Below are 19,787 nucleotides of genomic sequence, written 5' to 3' on the forward strand. Positions count from 1 at the left end.
TATGGGATGAATTAATGCATAAATCGGGACAATGAATAACACAAGTCTAACGGACCTAAAAGCTGTGATTGCTCTTGCCAACCACCGTAATTTTCGTTCAGCTGCCGTTGAACTAGATATGTCATCTTCAGCACTCAGCCGAAATATTGCTCAGCTAGAACATAATTTAGGGATACGATTATTTAACCGTACAACCCGTAGTGTTTCACTGACCGAAGCAGGTCTACAGTTTTTAACGCGTATTACACCAGCTTTAGAACAAATTGATCTTGCTGTGCAAGAGACATTAGACCGTCGTGCCACTCCCTCAGGAACATTAAGAATCAATGCAGAAGAAGGCATGTCTCGGCAAATTCTGCATTCTGTAATCATTGAATATATACGTCGCTATCCAGATGTTCGAGTTGATCTCGTTTCTGATGGAGAGTTTATTGACATTGTAAAAGAAGGTTTTGATGCTGGCATACGTTTCTCAAGTACCGTCCCACAAGATATGGTTGCTATTGAAATAGGCCCAAAGCAATCCATGGCAGTAGTTGCAACACCAACTTATCTAAATACACATGGCATCCCCCACATACCTTCTGATTTGTTAAAACATCAATGCATACGTCTACGATTGCCTAGCGGTAAAATTTATAAATGGGAGTTTTCCCAACACAATGAATCTTTAACTATTGATGTTTCAGGACATCTCACAATTGACACCTATATGTTAGCCATTGACAGTGCTTTATCTGGTATTGGTTTGACCTATACAGGGCATTGGTTTGTAGCTCCGCTCATCGAACAAGGTAAACTGGTACGGGTTTTGGAGGACTGGACGCCTCTCTATGCTGGTTTATGCTTATATTACCCACAAGGAAAACACCCGAGTGCCGCATTACGTGCTTTCATTGACTTAGCACGTGAACAACGACTCATTCCTTCCCATCCAATTCTTTAAACTATCTTTCATTATCAGATGTGAAAAACCATCTAACTGCTCATTTTTTGGCTTGTATTTTTTTTAAGAAACTGTAAAATTCATTCCACGTCGCCGACATAGCTCAGTTGGTAGAGCAACTGACTTGTAATCAGTAGGTCCACAGTTCGAATCCGTGTGTCGGCACCATCATTAAACCTCATGAATATTTGATTTATGGGGTTTTTTGTTGCCTGTAGGTTTTGAAATATTCAAAGATTTATAGTTATTACAAAAAATTGAGTGCATGATCTACACCCTTCAAATTATTTTCGTATTTCTGCAATTCAGTAACCATCTCTTTTGCCTCTGCTATAATTTTAGGCAAAACATATTAATCATATTTTTAAGGAATACCTTTTCGACTAAAAGCTCTTGTCAAAAACTTTGTTTTTAAAATTTGATAAACACTTATTATAAATCTAAACTTCAAAATAGCTTTCTAAAACCAATTTATTATTTTAAAAGCGAAATATGATGCCGCTAATTTATTAAAAAATATAGGATTAAAATAAGAAATATTAAAAAGATAAGATTATAATGCGCCCCCAAATAAGGTCATTTTAATGAGACCTATTTTATAAACTTTAATTCATTAAGATACCAACAAGGAAAAATATGAAACTCCGTTTTATTTTACCTGCTTTATTTCTAACGTTGCCTTTAACAACATATGCCCAAGACACCACGTCTCAAATTCAAAACGTTGCAAACCCACCAATTTGCTTAATTGAGGGTACTCCTTCAGCAGAACACTATAAATCTATTAAACGTATTAAAGCCGCAAAAGGAACCTATGGTGGGTTTGAAGAAATAAAACCTAAATTAGCCATTGTTGCCCGTAAATATGGTGCAGATGTGGTGATTAATTATCATCAAAGCCAAAGATTTGGTTTCTGGCCGTGGCGTATTGTTCGTCCTGTACTTACAGGAACTGCCGTAAAATGGAATACGCCTGTTGATTGTGCAGCCTTAGGTGGAAAAGAAATTCGTTAATACAAAATGAAAAAAGCCCAACATCCTGTTGGGCTTTTTTCGTATTTCGTTACTAGGTACACTTCCTGTAATACCTCACGTCCTGATGCTTAAACTTATTATTGTTGTTTTACGTTTTGGAACTTCCTGTTCCCGTTAAGTGCATCATAGGTAATTTATGAAGTCATAGAAAGACGCAAATTTCCCGAATGAATGTACGAAAAAGCGTACGAACTTGTCAGAATATCTTTAACCTTCTTTTCTCTTCTCTATCATTTTTTCAAAATGTCTAAGGTTTGGGTTAAGCGTATCCCAAGCATAGGCTTGGCTCACAAAGACTTCCGCCCTAGGCTGATAGAGACTTGGGTCATCTAAAGTGCCTGCACGTATTGAAATCATTTCAGGAGCTATTTCAGGCAAGCCAAAAAGCTGGGAACCACAAGTCGGGCAAAACGCTCTTTTAATGGAACGACCAGAAGAACCTAATGTCTCAAAATATTTAAGCTCGCCACTCACTTTCAATTCAGATTGATGAAAAAAAGCAATTGGCGCATATGCCGAACCCGTCGCCTTCTGGCAATCTCGACAATGGCAATTAAAGCTATAACGTGGCTCTGCTTCGCTTTGGTAGCTCACTGCTCCACACAAACACGATCCCTGATATTTAGCTGACATAGCTCATCCTATTTTTTTATTGCTGTGATTTGAATATAACGTACATATCCAGCTTGGTAGAGTTGTTGGCATAACTTTGCAGTCATTTGAATTTTAAAATTTGCCAACCCGCGGCTTTGATTTTGTTCTTGTTGATTATGAATATATTGCGAAAAACCGAGTAATACTTGCTCGGATAAATCTTCAATTTGAATATCGACAAAACCTTGTTGTTCTAAGGCATTTCTTAGCGTTTTCTCGTTTGGCACATTGTCCCAAACCACGTCTGCCGCTTTAAGCAGATAGCGATACTTTTGTTCTTGTAAGACTGTCATGTTTTGACATGAGTCAGCTTTCATTAAGTAATGAAAACCTAATCGGCCTTTTGAATTTAAAACTGGAGTAACTGAGTTAAGAAATGAATTTAAAGAACTGTGATAAGCCGCGTCGATACACAACACCACATCGAAAGATTGTTTGAATTCAAATTGTTTTAAATTTAAAAATGAACCACTGTAAATCTGGTTTATTTCGGGAATAATTTTTTGAATTTTATTAACGCATTTAGCTTGCAGGTCAACTGCACTAAGGCTTTTTGGCTGATAGCGTTGTAACCAGTAAATTAAACTTGCACCCTGCCCACAGCCTAAATCCAATAGATGATCTTTTGAATTTAAATTGACTGCTTGTGCCAAATGGTCGGCCAATTGGCAACAAGCCTCACGGTAGTTTTGGGTATTTTTCCAAAAGCCCAAATTTGTCCAAGCAAGCTCTCCATCATCTCCCAAGCTTGATGCATCAATTGCATATTTATGGGGAATGAGTTTAGAAAGAGCTGCTCGAACTTTTGTTTTCACAATTTTAGTAACCGAGCTCAGGAGCAACTTCAACCTGAGGCTTTAAACCTACAAATGGTAAAGGTGCACCTAAAATTTCAGCAATGTGCATTGCAGAAGTAACGGCTGACTCTAAAATTGGCAAGCCATCACATGACCATGAACCACAGTAGAATACTTTACGGTTTAAGTCTAAATGACGTTGTTGCAATTCTTTATTTAAAGCAATTGTTTGCGAGTCAACTACTGCACGCGTTAAAGTCACTTTTGAAATAACTTTTTTAGGGTCAATATCAGTGACTGGACGCCAAGTCTGGAATACAGGATTTTTACCAACGAGTGTTGGTTCAACTGCATTCATCCAAACTGTGAATTGCTGACGCGTAAACTTACGATCCATCATATAGCTAAGCACCGACCAGTCTTTACGGCGTGGTGGCATTACTGTGGCATCTGTATGAATCACAAGATCGCCTTGCTCAAAACGGAATTGCTTCAGCAGCTTCATATCTTCAGCAAATTGTTCAGGGTTTAAAAACTCATCGATCTTAGATGTCGGAGTTGCAACAATCACGCGATCAAATAAATTCTGTTCACCTTGGCTGTTTTCAACCAGTACTTTTTCGCCTTGTAATTCAACTTTCTTAATCGCTGATCCGCTATGGATGTCGATATCTTTAATTAAGCTATCTACAAATGCAGGTGTACCACCTTTCATACGTAACAGCATGTCGCCATCAGTTAAGTGACGTAAAAACTCAAGTAGATTTTTTGCAGGCCAGTCGCCAATTGTTTTTGGGTTACAAGTACAAATGGTATATAGCACTGGCATTACCACACCATGCCAGAATACTTCTTCTATATCATTCTGATTAATAAATTCAGCGAGAGTAATGTCTTGATTTTTAGATTTGAAAAACTGGTGGATTGCAGTTTTTAATTGCAACATCCCTTTCACAAGACGCCAGCCATATTGCTGGATACCTTTACGGTTATTGATAATCGGGAAATTACCAATACGGCTACGAGATGTGGTTAACCATGTTTCAGTACGGTCTTCAAATAACCAGCTACATGACATATAGGTACGAACTGGAAAGGTTTTAATACCTAAATGAGCAGCAAGGCTGAGTGTATTTTTCCACAAATGTGGATTCATCACACGCAATGGTGCATCAATAATTCCACCGTCGAACTCAATACTATGGCTATCCATTCCCCGGCCAGGAAGTGCTTCAAATATCGTGATCGTATGCCCTGCATCTTTCAGAATTCTTGCTGCCGCAAGACCTGCCATTCCACTGCCAATAATTGCGATATTCAAAATGATGTCCCATTTTTCGAGAATTTTTTTGATTATCACTCATACCCTAAAAAAACACCGTATTAAAAACTACCAGATTTTTATTTTTTGAATGAATTTATATACAAAATATTTAGTTTCTTACCCATCTCTTTTTTTATATTTTCTTACAAAAACAAATAAGCACATAAAACCTTATATTCTTTGAAAATTTAAAAAAAATCTTTTAAATAAAATAAGATAATTTAACTATATTTATATCATTTGTTTTACAACTATCTTTTTTTGGGATATCATGGGACCACAATAATGAGAACCAAATCACACAAAACAATGCCGAAACAACAATGCCAACCATCATAAAAACAGAACCTTTACAGCGAAAAAGCCCGCTATTCACACTTGATAGCGGGCTTTTTATTACTTTGCTTTAACGGTTAATCGAGAGCGATTTATCCTTCTTGCATGATTGAACCGAATTTTCCACGATTAAAATCATTAATTGCTTCCATAATCTCAGCTTTAGTATTCATGACAAATGGACCATAACCTTCAATTGGCTCATTAAGTGGTTGACCTGTTAACACCAAAAATTTAGTGTCTTCTTCTGCATTTAGGGTGAACTCAACGCCTTCACGAGATAAAATCGCAACGGTTTTACCTTCAAGACGGTTTGAGTCATTAACCACAACTGCCCCATCTAACACCACAACAAGCGTCGTATAACCTTCAGGTACATAAAGGGTATGTTTTTGGCCTTTAACCAATTTACCATCCCATACATTTAATGGACTAAATGTAGTTGCTGCACCTTGTGCATCTGCATATTCACCTGCAATCACACGCAAATGGCTACCATGCTCGTCTAGTGCAATATCTGGAATATCTTTGGCTTCAATCGCTTGGTATTTTCCAGGGGTCATTTTTGAATTGGCAGGTAAATTTACCCACAATTGCACCATTTCAAAAAGACCACCATGCTCTGCAAACTCAGGAGAATGAAACTCTTCATGCAACACTCCTGCACCTGCAGTCATCCATTGCACATCACCGGTTTTAATGGTTCCGCCGCCACCGCTTGAGTCTTTATGCGTCACTTCACCTTGGTAGGCAATCGTTACTGTTTCAAAACCGCGGTGAGGATGCGAACCTACGCCTTGCTGCTCAGTCGTTGGCGAGAAGGTATAAGGCGCTGCATAATCCAGTAGCAAAAATGGGCTTAGGGTTTGGCCTAAACGGTCATATGAGAATAGGTTATATACAGGGAAACCATCACCCACCCAATGCATCTGGTTATTTTGATATGCACCAAGAAATTTCTTCATCTGATCTCTCCTATATATGTAGGATTTTCTTGAACTAGGGTTGATTTTACGCCTCAATAATTGCAGTTTATAGATCAGGATTAGCAACACATTATTTCATCTATGAGACAATCTTAGAATTTGGTGTACAGTTTAAAAGATCGTCCTATTTTTAAAATTCTTAATCCTATTTTTTAGACTTAACCACAACATAAAACTCAATTAGCATAATTTTAGGCAATGATGACCTACTTAATAATTTTTCATCATTCATTTTGATAACACGAGGAAATAAAAAATGGCTCAAGATTACGTGCGTTTAGACAAGGATAATGCTGCAGTTCTTTTAGTCGACCACCAAGCAGGTTTACTTTCTTTAGTTCGAGATATCGATCCAGATAAATTTAAAAATAATGTTTTAGCACTTGCAGATGCTGCGAAATATTTTAATTTACCTACTATTTTAACGACCAGTTTTGAAAATGGTCCAAATGGTCCTTTAGTTCCAGAATTAAAAGAACTTTTCCCAGATGCGCCTTTTATTCCACGTCCTGGCCAAATCAATGCATGGGACAATGAAGATTTCGTAAAAGCTGTAAAAGCGACAGGTAAAAAACAACTGATTATTGCAGGTGTAGTGACTGAGGTTTGTGTGGCATTCCCTGCTTTAGCTGCGTTAGCAGAAGGCTTTGAAGTGTTTGTGATTACCGATGCTTCTGGTACTTTCAATGAATTAACCCGTGATGCTGCTTGGGACCGTATGTCAAAAGCAGGAGCACAGCTCATGACTTGGTTCGGTATGGCATGTGAATTACACCGTGACTGGCGTAATGATGTAGAAGGTTTAGGTGCATTATTCTCAAATCATATTCCTGATTATCGTAACCTTATGACCAGCTATAGCTTTAATACATCGCAAAAATAATGACATAACCAAGATTAGAATGCTTAAGCATTCTAATCTTGCATTTAAATGGATTGATCTGAAATTGATAAGCTCTTTTGATGATTTTTATTATTTCTATTTGGTCGTAAAACACGGCGGCTTTAGTGCGGCCAGCGAAGCCGAAAATATTAGTAAGTCAAAGCTCAGCCGACGCATTATCGACCTTGAAAATAAATTTAATGTCAGCCTGATTCAAAGAACAACCCGCCATTTTAAAGTGACCGATTTGGGCCAAGAGTTTTATGAGGAATGCTGCAAAGTTATTGCTCAAGTTGAATGTGCAGAAAACGTTTTGTTAAAGCAAAAAAGTGAACCTCAAGGGTTGGTAAAAGTGAGTTGCCCACCTCTGATGATGCATTTTCAAATTAGAAAAATTTTAAATCAGTTTTTAAAAACCTACCCTAAAGTTGAAATATCACTCGAACTTACAAGCCGCCGAGTAGATATTTTGCATGATGATATTGACCTTGCCATTCGGACCAATTTCGAACCCAATGAAGACTCAAATCTTATTGTTCGTGATGTGATTAAAACTGATCATTGCTTAGTTGCCGCGCCTGAGTTACTCCAAGGTCGCACGATTGAACATTATTCAGAATTACAGGACTTTCCAAGTATTAGTTTGGGAACCCAAAAGCAAAATTATATCTGGCATTTATGCAATATTCGCAATGGCGAATCGGTTGATGTGCCTTATCAACCACGAATAAAAAGTAATGACTTGGCAGGTGTCTACTATGCCGTTATGGATGGCCTAGGAATTGCAGACCTTCCCTTTTTAACCGTTGAATCTGAAATTCGTAAAGGCAAGCTTATTCATATTCTTCCTGAATGGAAATCGAATATTGGCATGCTACAACTGGTTTATGTGTCTAGAAAAGGCCAACGTCTTGTGGTTGAAAAACTCATTGAAACGCTGATTGATGAATTGCGACGTTTGCCTGAAAGTAATCAAGGTTATTCATTTTCATAATGCATTGAGTACTTCTTTTAGTAGAGAACAGATGCATTCTGTTTAAGTTCTTTAAACTTTTCTATAAGAAAATCAATTAATAACTTTACTGAAGGCAACAATCCACGCCTGCTTGTATACACCAAATGAATCATTTCAGGAGGAAATTGCCATTCAGGCAATACGTTCACGAGTGTTCCTTTAGCGAGATCTTCATAGACCACAAGTTCTGGTAATTTTGCTACTCCTAAACCTTGTAGAGTCGCATTTCTTAAAGCTGTTAAATCCGTAGTGGTGAACCGAGGGTGGCATTTTACTGTGACTTTTTGCTTATCTTGCGAATCGAGATGCCATGTATATTCAGGTGCAAAAGATTCCATCATTAAAATAGGCCAATCGGCTAATTGCTCAGGTCGTGAGATTGAAAAATATCGACTGGTTAAATTAGGACTAGCAACAACAAACTGTCGTGCCAGAGCCAGCTCACGAACAATAGAATCACTATCAGGTAAAGGCAAAGGACGGATTCGAATGGCCAAATCAAATCTTTCATCAATCAGGTCAACTCTTCGGTTTGTCGCTTCTACATGTAGTTTGATTTTAGGATAAAGCGCCAGAAATTCGTTAAGCATTTCACTTACATTAATGTGCAGTAAGTTTGTGGGACAAGATAATTTAATTAGGCCACGTGGTTCCGATGTTAAATATTCAATCGCCTCTTCTGCTGCCTCTGCTTCAATCAGCATTGCCTTACAGTGCTGATAGTAAATCTTGCCCACCTCAGTAATTGAAACTTGGCGGGTTGTTCTATTGAGTAACTTAACGCCAAGCCGATTTTCTAGCTCTGCCATACGTCGGCTTAATAAAGACTTGGTCACCATCAACTCGTGACTCGCAGCCGAAAAACCACCGCAATCAATAATCTTTACGAAAAAAAAGAGGTCATTTAAGTCTTTCATTTTGCAATCCTGACGTATCATATATTAATTACAGTACATTTCAGCAAGCTGAATATAAAACATACCATATTGTTTTCTGTATATGACAATGATTTCTATTTTAGATATTTTTCACCCTTTATCCTATTTGTAATATGAATTACACCCTCACCAAACAGAGCATATAACAATGACAACTCCAGCAAACTTCAATGGTCAACGTCCAGTTATCGATCCAGATGATTCAGTCATGCTTTTGATCGATCATCAAAGTGGTCTATTTCAAACTGTAGCAGACATGCCAATGACCGAATTACGTGCCCGTGCAGCAGCATTGGCTAAAATCGCAAGCTTGTCGAATATTCCAGTGATTACAACCGCTTCTGTTCCACAAGGTCCAAATGGTCCCCTTATTCCAGAAATTCACGCAAATGCACCTCATGCACAATATGTCGCCCGTAAAGGTGAAATCAATGCATGGGACAATCCTGAATTTGTTGCCGCAGTAAAAGCGACTGGCCGTAAGACTCTTATTATTGCTGGGACCATTACCAGCGTTTGTATGGCTTTTCCAGCAATTAGTGCGGTTGCAGAAGGATATAAAGTTTTTGCAGTGGTTGATGCTTCAGGAACTTATAGCAAAATGGCAGAAGAAATTACGTTAGCGCGTGTTGTTCAAGCTGGTGTAGTGCCTATGGATACGGCAGCAGTTGCTTCTGAAATTCAAAAAACATGGAATCGAGATGACGCACTTGAATGGGCACAAGTTTATACTCAAATTTTCCCTGCCTATCAGCTACTGATTGAAAGCTATACCAAAGCTCAAGAAGTGATTAAAAATAGCGAAGTTTTAGACTCAGCACGCTAAGTCCAAATCTTGTCTAAAAAAACCGGTCATGAATGGGCATGACCGGTTTTTGTGAAACATCACATACAGCATAACTGCATGTTTTCGTTCAGAACAAAACGAACCCGCTTTGTTCCTTACTCAGATAAGTCTACGCAGAGGTATTTCATTTCGACATATTCTTCAATGCCGAATTTTGAACCTTCACGGCCTAGACCTGACTGTTTTACGCCACCAAACGGAGCGACTTCATTTGAAATCGCACCCGTGTTAATGCCGACCATACCGTACTCAAGTGCTTCGCCCACTCGCCATTGACGAGCTGTGCTTTGAGTAAACAAATAAGCAGCTAAACCAAACTCGGTATCGTTCGCCATTGCTACTGCTTCATCTTCAGTTTTAAAGCGGAAGAGTGGTGCAAGTGGACCAAATGTTTCTTCTTTCGACACTTTCATGTCTTGCGTTACGCCAGTCAAAACTGTTGGTTCAAAGAATGTGCCACCAAGTGCCGAGCGTTGACCACCGATACGAATTGTTGCACCTTTCTCAGTTGCATCTGCAATATGAGACTGAACTTTTGCAATCGCATCTTCATCAATTAAAGGCCCTTGAGTTGAACCTTCTTGACGTCCATCGCCAACTTTAAGCTTAGACACCGCTTCAACCAAACGCTCAGCCAATGCATCGTAAATACCATCTTGAACATAGATACGGTTCGCACAAACACATGTTTGACCGCTGTTGCGATATTTACTTGCCATAATGCCCTGAACAGCTTGTTCAAGATTGGCATCGTCAAATACCACAACTGGTGCATTACCACCGAGTTCAAGTGAAAGCTTTTTAATGGTTGGCGCACATTGTTGCATCAAAATACGGCCAACTTGTGTTGAGCCTGTGAAGCTGAGCTTACGAACGATATCGCTTTCGCATAAAGTTTTGCCCACTTCAGCCGCATCACCACTAATGTTAATTAAAACATCAGCTGGTAAGCCTGCTTGTAATGCCAAAACTTCAAGTGCATAAGCTGTTAACGGCGTTTGCTCTGCCGGTTTAACCAACATTGAACAACCCGCAGCAATTGCTGGTCCTGCTTTACGCGTAATCATGGCAGCCGGGAAATTCCACGGCGTAATCGCAGCAGTGACACCAATCGCCTGTTTAATCACGAGCAAGCGTTGGTTTGGTAGTGTCGGTGTTAAAACCTCACCATCAACACGGCGAGCTTGCTCGGCAAACCAGCGGATGAATGATGCTGCATAACCAATTTCACCGCGTGCTTCAGCCAATGGCTTGCCTTGTTCAGCCGTTAAAATCTGTGCCAGATTTTCTTTGTGCTCAAGCATGAGGTTGTACCATGCCAATAACACATCAGCACGAACCAAGGCAGTTTGCTTTTTCCAAGCAGCTTGCGCTTTGGCTGAACGGTTAATTGCGGCTTCAACCCCTGCACGGTCATAGGTTTTAACCCATGCCAAAGTTTCACCCGTAGCAGCATCATTTACCTCGATATAATCATTTGAAGCAGGTGCTTCTAATGAAATATCAGGATGTTTTAATAAATACTGCAAATTGTTTTGAATCATGCAGATTGCTCCATTGCTTTTGCACTACCTGCTTTAAGTGTCGCAAAACCTTGTTTCAGGATATCAAGGCCTTGACGGAATTGCTCAGCAGGAATGGTTAATGGATATAAGAAACGAATTACATTACCGTATTTACCACAAGTAAGAAGTAACAACCCGTTTTCCATTGCATAGTTTTGTACAACTTTTGCTTGCTCAGCAGTTTCTAGTTCTACTGCAACCATTGAACCTAATGCACGAATATCAGTCACTACATTGCCTGTTGCTTGCTGAATGTCTTTAAGCGCAACAACCAACTCAGTGCCTAGCTCATTTGCACGGTCGCATAAGTTTTCTTCTTCAATCGCATCAATCACTGCGTGCGCAGCAGCAACCGCAATCGGACTACCTGCATAAGTACCACCTAATCCACCTGGGTTTGGTGCATCCATCACTTCTGCACGGCCAACCACACCCGAAATTGGGAAACCACCACCTAAGCTTTTCGCCATCGTGATCAAGTCAGCTTTAGTCTCGTAATGGTTCATTGCAAACAATTTACCAGTACGTGCAAAACCAGACTGAACTTCGTCAGCTACAAGTAAAATACCGTGCTTATCGCAAATTGCGCGTAAACGTTTTAAGAACTCGGCAGGTACAACATGAAAGCCGCCTTCACCTTGTACTGGCTCAAGCACAATCGCTGCAACATCATGTGGTGCAATATCTTCACTGAAAATATCTTCAACACTTTCAATTGCCGCATCTACTGAAATACCTTTTGCAGGCACAGGGTAACGCGCATGGAACACACCAGCTGGCATAACACCGAAATCACGTTTGTAAGGCGCAGTTTTACCTGTCATTGCCATGGTCATGAATGAACGACCGTGGAAACCGTTACCAAAAGTGATAATGCCGTGACGACCAGTGTAACAACGGGCAATCTTCACCGCATTTTCAACTGCTTCTGCACCTGTTGTGAAAAAAGCAGACTTAGCAGGTCCGGCAATTGGTGCGCGCTCATTAATACGCTCAGCTAAAGCGACATAGCTCTCATAAGGTGTAACTTGATAGGCAGTATGAGTAAATTTAGTGAGTTGTTCAGTCACCGCTGCAATGACTTTAGGGTGGCGATGGCCTGTATTTAAAACCGCGATACCACCAGCAAAGTCGATAAATTGGTTGCCTTCCTTGTCCCAAAGCGTGGCATTTTCAGCTTTTTCAGCGTACCACTGACACATCACGCCTACACCACGTGGAGTTGCTTGCTGTTTACGTGCGTTAAGTGCAGAATGTTGATTATCCATTTGATTCCCTCATATTTTCATCATCAGTTGCAGCTTTGGTTTTTACATCCTGTGCTTAATTTTCAGGGTGCTTTACAACAACTGCCTATGCATGTAATTTCGCTCGTCTGGCGGCAACTGACGAGAGCCATTTTTTAACTGTAGGAGAGAGCCAATTGCGTAGTTTACTTGGAGATCATTTGTTACAACGGCTCCAACAGGACATCGAGGGTAAACTCCATCAGCGACTTTTTCGTTGTCTACGCGCTGCCATTATTGATGGAGTGGTTCAACCAAAAACGCGTTTGCCCGCTTCACGGGATTTGGCCAGTGAAATTCATGTTTCGAGAAATACAGTTCTTACTGCCTATGAACAACTACAGGCTGAAGGCTATTTAGAAGCACGTACAGGCCATGGCACATGGGTTGCAGAGAAACTACCCGAAAGCTTTTTAAATACACAAAATAAGAAAAAAGCTGTTTCAAGCCCGAAGGTTCAAAACTCATATGCTTTGTCTCAACGCGGTTCAAATTTATTAGGCTATGCCGCAGCGTCTCCACATCAATGGGGTGCATTTGTACCAGGAGCTCCGGACGTTACCGAGTTTCCACATCATATTTTTAGTCGTATTCAAGCAAAATTAAGCCGTGAGCCAGACATTAACCGCCTTATCTATAGCAACGCGGGCGGATGTATTGAACTTCGAAGTGCGTTGGCAGACTACTTACGGGTTGCCCGTTCAGTTCAGTGTGATGCTGACCAGATTATTATTACCGAAGGTATTCACCAAGCGATTGATTTAGTCTCACGTGCGCTCAGTGACATTGGTGACCGGATCTGGATTGAAGATCCAGGCTATTGGGGAATGCGTAATACTTTACGTATTAATGGCGTTGATATTCAACCCATGCCAGTCGATGCCGAAGGCATTATCCCCGAAGAAAATCCGGTTAAACCACCTAAACTCATTTTTGTCACTCCCTCACATCAATATCCACTCGGTTCACATTTAAGCCTCGATCGCCGACGCAAATTGATTGAGATTGCCCGCCAGCACAATAGCTGGATTGTAGAAGATGATTACGACAGTGAATTCCGTTTCTCAGGCCAGCCGTATCCATCTTTACAAGGTTTAGAAAATGATGCACCAGTTTTATATATGGGCACGTTCAGCAAAACCATTTATCCATCTTTAAGAATTGGCTATTTGGTCGTACCTAAGCCGCTCTTTTCACCCTTACGGATTGTGGCAGCCGAACTGTATCGTGGTGGACATTTGCTCGAACAAAAAGCTTTAGCTGAATTTATTCGTGAAGGTCATTACGAAGCACATATTCGTCGTATGCGTCTGCTCTATGGCAAACGGCGTGATTACTTGGTGAGCCTGATTAAACGCTATCTAGGGCCTGAATTCATCCACGAATATGATGAAGCAGCAGGGTTACATCTGGTTTTAAAACTACCAAACTCTTGTGATGATGTCGAGATTGCAGCGACCGCGCTCGAACGTGGTGTCAAAGTTCGCCCACTTTCACAGTATTACATGCAATCACATGCCCACGCGCAACGTGGTTTGCTCATGGGCTTTGCCTGCGTCAATGAAAAAGACATGGTGATGGCTTTTGGTGTGCTACTCCAGTGCTTGCGTGAAGCAGGCGTATCAACCCTGAATTAATTCTTTAATCTCATCATACTGAATAAAAAAGAGCCTCATAAAGAGGCTCTTTTGGTTTCTAAAATATTAAACTAACTTTTCTTCTTGAGTATGAGTTAAATGGGTCGTTCTACGGTCTTTACCCCAGCCCAGTTTTTCCGACAATATTCCAAAGAACACAATAATGCCGAACAATGCTGTGGTGTAAATCACTTCTTTGAAATATGTGCCTTCAATCAGCATGGTGAGAATTGCCCCAATAATTGCAAAGATCACCACATAAGTCAGATAAGGGAACATCCACATTTTAAAGTCAATTTTCACCCCTTCAGCTTCTAGTTTTTTACGCATGCGAAGTTGAGAGTAAGCAATGGTCAGGTACACATACAATGTTGCCGCACCAGTCGTTAGCATGAAAAAGTCATAAACATCCATACTCTTGGTTGCAGTTAAAATCACGGCAATTACAGAGAAAAAGCATGACACAATTACGCCAACCCACGGGCTGCTTTTACTGTTCACAGAACCAAAACTTTTCGGTGCATCACCACGTTTAGCTAAAGAGAACAACATACGTGAACACGTGTAAAGTGCTGAGTTAAAACAGCTACACACCGACGTTAACACCACAAAATTCACAATATGGCGAGCCCCCGGAATACCAAGTGCACTTAACGTTACGCTATAGGTTCCCCAAGTCGAATCTTTCAAAAGTTCATTGTTGTGAGGAATTAAACATACCGCGACAAACATTGATCCCACATAGAACAAAATAATTCGCCAAACCACTGAGTTAGAAGCTTTACGAATTTCTTTAGAGGGATTTGCCGATTCTGCTGCCGCTACAGTAACAATTTCAGCACCAATATAGGCAAACATGACCCCAAGTAAGGCGGTAATAACGGATGAACCACCATTTGGCATAAAGCCTTGAGAGGTTAGATTACTAATACCAGAAGCAGCCGGATTGCCCCACGGCCATAAATGCATGATGGCCAAACTACCAATCACAAGGAAAATAACAATCGCGATAACTTTTATAAGGGCGAACCAGAACTCGAATTCACCATAATTTTTCACGTTTTGTAAATTGACTGCGACCAATGCGACAATGACCACGACCATATAGGCCCAGATTGGTATAAATGGGAACCAATTGTTTAGAATTTTACCTGCTACATAGGCTTCCCATCCCATGAGCATTGCGAGAGTACACCAGTACAACCAGCCAATTGAAAAGCCTGCCCAACGACCAATCGCGCGGTCTGCATAAGTTGAGAAAGAGCCACTGTCAGGGTTTAAAACGGCCATCTCGCCTAACATCCGCATGATGAACCAAACGAGTAGACCACCCAAAGCGTAAGTTAGAAAAACAACAGGGCCCGTATTGTAAATAATGCTACCTGAGCCCACGAATAGAGAACCACCAATAACCCCTGCAATTGAGATCATCGTTAGGTGGCGTGATTTAAGTCCATGTTTTAAACTTTGGGAGTGATTGGCTTCAGAACCACTTTGATGAGCTGCCATATCATTTTCCTTAATATATGGAGGATATCGGCCAATCTCGGAAATCCTCCGAAGCCAACTATATCCCCTAAAAATTTAGCCGTTTTACCCAATTCCTAAAACAGAAAATTCACTGAGCTTATCCGGCGCTTCCGTATGCATACTTCCAATGGCTTTAATTTGTCGTTTCGGCCCTGAAGAAACGAGAGCCATTTTTGGAATAAAAGAGAGAGCCAATTGCAAAATTTATACGCAAAATTGGCTCTTTTTAGATTGCATGTAGGTAAATGGTTTTTAGTTTTTATTTTAAAAATGAATAGGTTTTACTTTAATTAGATTGGAATTATTTAGTTTTGCTCAGAAATTAATAAAGCTTTCGTACCTTTTTCTAAAGCTCTGAATATATGTTTCTGGTCGGCAGGGTAACAAATATAGTCTCCAACACTGAGTTCAACGGCTTCATCAATTAGACCAACCAAAGCTTTACCTTCTACCACAATAATGTGCTCGACAGAACCAACTGGATGAGGTTCTGAAAGACGGTCTTCACCCGGTTCAACAATCAGTAAATAAACATCTCGACGCGCATGTGGCGGACAAGTTGCCAATAAAATCGCTTTGTAATTGGCAATTTCAGAGCTAACGGTTGGGCCATCTCCACAACGAATGACTTGTACCTGATTGCTTGGCTCTTCCATCAAACGCGCAAAAGGAATATTTAGTGCAACACAAAGTGCCCATAAGGTTTCAATGCTTGGGTTACCTTGCCCTGCCTCTAATTGTGAAAGAGTAGATTTTGCAACGCCTGCACGACGAGCAACCTCTGCCAAAGAAAGCCCCGCTCTTTGGCGTTCACGATTTAAACCTTTAGCAATAATTTCAATTGGCTGAGACATTCACCACATCCGTTCTATAAAAAAAACGATCGTTCGTTTTGACAAAACAATCAGACTTATTCATTATAATGGAAAATCGTTCGTTATATCATCCTATGACCACATACTCTCTCATTAAGAAACTTAGTAAAGACACCACCCGCTCGATTTTCTTTGTGTGTCTAGCGACCAGTGTCGTTGGTATGTCTTTAGGTTCACTCGCTGCAAGTTATGGCTTAGCGCTCTGGATTCCACTTTGCCTATCCGTATTTGTGCTCGCAGGAACTGCTGAATTTATTTTTATTGGGTTCTTGGCCGTAGGTGGTAGCCCGATTGCTGCTGCAATTGCAAGACTACTCGTCAATTTACGGCATTTACCTTTTGGGATTGCGGTCAATGAATTAATCAGAGGTAAATTCTCTCGATATTTCGGGGCCCATATCATGAACGATGAAAGTGTTTTGTTTGGCATGGCACAGCCCGATTTTGAGACTAAAAAAGCTGCTTACTGGTTATGTGGTATCAGCATCATGCTCAGTTGGCCACTTGGTGTAACGGCCGGTTATTTTATTGGAACCGCTATTCCAGACCCAAAAACATTTGGTCTAGATGCCATTTTCCCTGCCATTTTAATTGCACTTACTTTTAATGCTTTAAAGAATAAATCCACTCGAAAAGCTGCATTTGCTGGATCAACTTTGGCACTGATTACCACACCTTTTTTGGCCTCAGGACTTCCAATTCTGCTTTCACTTTTTGGCTTAATATTTGGTAGAAAAAAATGAATCAACAATTACTGATTATTTTGGGCATAGGCTTGCTTGCACTCGGTACTTACAGCATCCGTTTTGCTGGTTTTCACTTAGGTGCTAAGTTTACTTTTTCTGAAAAATACCAAGTTTTACTGTCAAACGGCGCAACTGTTTTGCTCTGTGCGATTGCGGTCACGACGACATTTTTTGAAGGCCAAGATTTTGCGGGATTCGCGCGTATATTGGGTGTTGGATTTGCGCTTTTATTAGTTTGGAAAAAAGTACCGCTGTTATTGGTAATTTGCTTGGCAGCCGCTGGTACAGCACTTTTACGTTTGCTTGGAATTGAGTAATAAAAAAGGCGAGATAAACTCGCCTTTTTTAAAATTTTGCTTAGAACGGTAAATCGTCGTCTAAATCTGCTGGTGCAGAAGCTGGTTGCTGTGGAGCTTTTGGAGCAAAACCACCACCTTGCGGGCTGTTGCCACCATTACCAAAACCAGCTGGGTTGCTGCCATAGCCGCCACCACTATTTTGGTTATAACCACCACCTTGGTTATTATTATTTTGATAACCATTGCCACCTTGTTGAGGTGCGTTAAAACGTGGTTGATTAAAATCATTACCGCCAGCGAACCCTTGTTCACCTTGTTGACGACCATCTAACATTTGCATCTGTTCGCCACGAATTTCTGTTGTATAGCGCTCTTGACCATTTTGATCAGTCCACTGACGCGTGCGTAATGAACCTTCAATATAAACCTTAGAACCTTTACGTAAGAATTGCTGAGCAATTTCCCCTAAACGGTTATGCAAAACAATACGGTGCCATTCTGTTTGTTCTTTACGCTCACCTGAAGTTTTATCGGTCCAAGCTTCACTTGTCGCGATTGAAAATTGAGTCAACGAACCCCCATTTGGAAAGGTTTTTGTTTCAGGATCACGACCCAAAGTACCAACCAAAATAACCTTATTTACACCACGCATTAGCTGTCTTCATCCTATACATTTCTATGTTTTACTTTATAAGAGTTATGCTTAAATGGCTACCTCTTTACCGAACAACTGCGTTAAATCACGTCGCGCAGCCTCATCAAGTGACTGTTTATCGACTTTAATATAAGCAACTTGCTGGTCAGGCATTACCACAACTTCTTCTATACCACGAATTGCCAATAGCTGTGTGGTCCACTCATTCACCTGTTGCACTTGCGGCAATGGCAACACAATAGATGACAAATACCGCGGCTGAGCTAAACCAAAACTAATTAGCAACCATATTATAGCAATCCCTGTTAAGACACTCCATCCAATCGCAGTATTATGTAACATCAATAATTGACCACCTAGTGTGCCACCAAAAAAAGCACCTAAAAACTGACTACTGGCATTTACACCCATAGCAGTTGCTTTTGACTGGATTGGAGCACATTTTGATAACCACGATGGCAATAATGCTTCCATCACATTAAACGCAATAAAGAAAATACCTAGGCCTGCGAGTAATACATATTTTGATTGATAACCAAATATGAGTAACAGCAAACCTGCAATAATCCCTGTAATTGCCGTTAAGAAAATTCCTCGCATTTTGCGATATTTTTCAGCCACGATAATGCTTGGAAATGCAAAAAACAGGCTAATCACCAAGAGTGGCAGATATACCAGACCATGACTGGCTAAAGGAATATGTGCAAACTCGATGAGCTGTGAAGGCACATAAATAAACATGGCGGTAAGCAGTAAGTGCAGTGCAAAAACCGAGACATGCAAACGGTTTAAATCCCCCATTTGAATGACTTGCTTAAGCTGCGCCATATAGCCTTGCTGATAATTACGATGATGACGAGTCACTTTAGGTACAAGCAATAGCATCAAAATCGCGATTAAGCCCATAATGGTCGTGACAAAGAATAGGCCTGAAATACCCACAATGCTTGTGAGCCAAGGCCCTAAACTAAAAGCCACCACAAAAGACAAACCAATACTCATGCCCATGGCAGCCATGGCCTTAGTACGTTGCTCTTCGCGCGTAACATCTGCCAAAAGCGCCATCACGACTGCTGAAACAGCACCCGCACCTGCTATAGCACGGCCAATAATCACACCATAAATCGTGTCAGATAAACCGGCAATTGCACCGCCAATAGCAAAGAGTAACAAGCCAAGCACCACGAGAGGTTTGCGGCTAAAACGGTCAGCAAGTAAGCTAAATGGAATCTGTAAAATCGCCTGACTTAAACCATAGACGCCCACAGCCAAACCAATGAGTGCTGGAGTCGCATATTGATATGACTGCCCGACTACAGAAAAGACAGGAATAATCATGAACAAACCCAACATGCGTAGCGCAAAAATACTACTTAAGGCAAAAGTTGAGCGACGTTCCAAAGCATTCATCATATCAATACACGTTTATCAAA

19 protein-coding genes and 1 tRNA gene are annotated in these 19,787 nt (G+C 40.6%); 9 read left to right on the top strand and 11 right to left on the bottom strand.

Annotated features, from left to right (window positions below):
• Positions 1–31: 31 nt before the first annotated feature.
• From F936_RS01355 to F936_RS01365, 3 genes are all read left to right on the top strand, one after another.
• Entirely contained in the window at positions 32–946 is a 915-nt protein-coding gene (locus F936_RS01355) for a LysR family transcriptional regulator (RefSeq protein ID WP_004639868.1), read from the top strand.
• Between the two features lie 92 nt (positions 947–1,038).
• A tRNA-Thr gene (locus F936_RS01360) sits at positions 1,039–1,114 on the top strand.
• A gap of 468 nt (positions 1,115–1,582) precedes the next feature.
• Entirely contained in the window at positions 1,583–1,960 is a 378-nt protein-coding gene (locus F936_RS01365) for a hypothetical protein (protein WP_003653970.1), read from the top strand.
• Between the two features lie 228 nt (positions 1,961–2,188).
• Here the strand turns inward: F936_RS01365 and F936_RS01370 are convergent, their stop codons facing one another.
• The 4 genes from F936_RS01370 to F936_RS01385 form a co-directional block, all read right to left on the bottom strand.
• The gene (locus F936_RS01370) at positions 2,189–2,614 is read right to left on the bottom strand and encodes a GFA family protein (RefSeq protein WP_005044182.1); all 426 of its coding nucleotides are present in this window, start codon (positions 2,612–2,614) and stop codon (positions 2,189–2,191) included.
• Between the two features lie 8 nt (positions 2,615–2,622).
• A complete protein-coding gene (locus tag F936_RS01375) occupies positions 2,623–3,450 on the bottom strand; it encodes an SAM-dependent methyltransferase (RefSeq protein WP_016801923.1) in 828 nt (275 codons plus the stop codon).
• A 4-nt stretch (positions 3,451–3,454) separates the two neighbouring features.
• Complete coding sequence (locus F936_RS01380; RefSeq protein ID WP_044425777.1) at positions 3,455–4,753, bottom strand: FAD-dependent oxidoreductase; 1,299 nt, start codon at positions 4,751–4,753, stop codon at positions 3,455–3,457.
• 431 nt (positions 4,754–5,184) lie between these two features.
• Complete coding sequence (locus F936_RS01385) at positions 5,185–6,057, bottom strand: pirin family protein (protein WP_005044186.1); 873 nt, start codon at positions 6,055–6,057, stop codon at positions 5,185–5,187.
• A 277-nt stretch (positions 6,058–6,334) separates the two neighbouring features.
• On the opposite strand from F936_RS01385, the gene ycaC reads away from it, so the two are divergent.
• Both ycaC and F936_RS01395 read left to right on the top strand, forming a co-directional pair.
• The gene (gene ycaC / locus F936_RS01390) at positions 6,335–6,961 is read left to right on the top strand and encodes an isochorismate family cysteine hydrolase YcaC (protein ID WP_003653981.1); all 627 of its coding nucleotides are present in this window, start codon (positions 6,335–6,337) and stop codon (positions 6,959–6,961) included.
• A 19-nt stretch (positions 6,962–6,980) separates the two neighbouring features.
• Entirely contained in the window at positions 6,981–7,955 is a 975-nt protein-coding gene (locus F936_RS01395) for a LysR substrate-binding domain-containing protein (protein WP_003653983.1), read from the top strand.
• Positions 7,956–7,972: 17 nt separating this feature from the next.
• Here F936_RS01395 and F936_RS01400 read toward each other — a convergent pair whose 3' ends face one another.
• The gene (locus F936_RS01400; protein ID WP_005044190.1) at positions 7,973–8,893 is read right to left on the bottom strand and encodes a LysR substrate-binding domain-containing protein; all 921 of its coding nucleotides are present in this window, start codon (positions 8,891–8,893) and stop codon (positions 7,973–7,975) included.
• Between the two features lie 169 nt (positions 8,894–9,062).
• Between F936_RS01400 and F936_RS01405 the strand changes: the two genes are divergently transcribed.
• The gene (locus tag F936_RS01405; RefSeq protein ID WP_003653987.1) at positions 9,063–9,740 is read left to right on the top strand and encodes an isochorismatase family protein; all 678 of its coding nucleotides are present in this window, start codon (positions 9,063–9,065) and stop codon (positions 9,738–9,740) included.
• A 116-nt stretch (positions 9,741–9,856) separates the two neighbouring features.
• Here F936_RS01405 and F936_RS01410 read toward each other — a convergent pair whose 3' ends face one another.
• The gene (locus F936_RS01410) at positions 9,857–11,305 is read right to left on the bottom strand and encodes an NAD-dependent succinate-semialdehyde dehydrogenase (protein WP_004639889.1); all 1,449 of its coding nucleotides are present in this window, start codon (positions 11,303–11,305) and stop codon (positions 9,857–9,859) included.
• Positions 11,302–12,594 carry a 4-aminobutyrate--2-oxoglutarate transaminase gene (gene gabT, locus F936_RS01415; RefSeq protein ID WP_005044194.1) on the bottom strand — a complete coding sequence of 431 codons (1,293 nt, stop codon included), beginning with the start codon at positions 12,592–12,594 and terminating at the stop codon, positions 11,302–11,304. The genes F936_RS01410 and gabT overlap by 4 nt, the downstream gene beginning before the upstream one ends.
• Before the next feature lie 155 nt (positions 12,595–12,749).
• Between gabT and pdxR the strand changes: the two genes are divergently transcribed.
• The gene (pdxR, locus tag F936_RS01420; RefSeq protein WP_005044195.1) at positions 12,750–14,249 is read left to right on the top strand and encodes a MocR-like pyridoxine biosynthesis transcription factor PdxR; all 1,500 of its coding nucleotides are present in this window, start codon (positions 12,750–12,752) and stop codon (positions 14,247–14,249) included.
• A gap of 66 nt (positions 14,250–14,315) precedes the next feature.
• On the opposite strand, the gene F936_RS01425 is transcribed toward pdxR, so the two are convergent.
• Positions 14,316–15,758 carry an amino acid permease gene (locus tag F936_RS01425; RefSeq protein ID WP_005044197.1) on the bottom strand — a complete coding sequence of 481 codons (1,443 nt, stop codon included), beginning with the start codon at positions 15,756–15,758 and terminating at the stop codon, positions 14,316–14,318.
• A gap of 326 nt (positions 15,759–16,084) precedes the next feature.
• Positions 16,085–16,633 carry a helix-turn-helix domain-containing protein gene (locus F936_RS01430; RefSeq protein ID WP_005044199.1) on the bottom strand — a complete coding sequence of 183 codons (549 nt, stop codon included), beginning with the start codon at positions 16,631–16,633 and terminating at the stop codon, positions 16,085–16,087.
• A gap of 68 nt (positions 16,634–16,701) precedes the next feature.
• Between F936_RS01430 and F936_RS01435 the strand changes: the two genes are divergently transcribed.
• Positions 16,702–17,397, top strand: coding sequence for an AzlC family ABC transporter permease (locus tag F936_RS01435; protein ID WP_005044201.1), 696 nt, complete (start codon positions 16,702–16,704; stop codon positions 17,395–17,397).
• On the top strand, positions 17,394–17,717 hold the full coding sequence (locus F936_RS01440) for an AzlD domain-containing protein (RefSeq protein WP_005044203.1): 324 nt from the start codon (positions 17,394–17,396) through the stop codon (positions 17,715–17,717). The genes F936_RS01435 and F936_RS01440 overlap by 4 nt, the downstream gene beginning before the upstream one ends.
• Before the next feature lie 40 nt (positions 17,718–17,757).
• On the opposite strand, the gene ssb is transcribed toward F936_RS01440, so the two are convergent.
• Together ssb and F936_RS01450 are read right to left on the bottom strand one after the other, a co-directional pair.
• Positions 17,758–18,351, bottom strand: coding sequence for a single-stranded DNA-binding protein (gene ssb / locus F936_RS01445; RefSeq protein ID WP_004639902.1), 594 nt, complete (start codon positions 18,349–18,351; stop codon positions 17,758–17,760).
• A gap of 51 nt (positions 18,352–18,402) precedes the next feature.
• A complete protein-coding gene (locus tag F936_RS01450) occupies positions 18,403–19,767 on the bottom strand; it encodes an MFS transporter (RefSeq protein ID WP_003654007.1) in 1,365 nt (454 codons plus the stop codon).
• Positions 19,768–19,787: the final 20 nt, after the last annotated feature.

The sequence above is a fragment of the Acinetobacter calcoaceticus DSM 30006 = CIP 81.8 genome, assembly GCF_000368965.1.
Taxonomy (GTDB): domain Bacteria; phylum Pseudomonadota; class Gammaproteobacteria; order Pseudomonadales; family Moraxellaceae; genus Acinetobacter; species Acinetobacter calcoaceticus.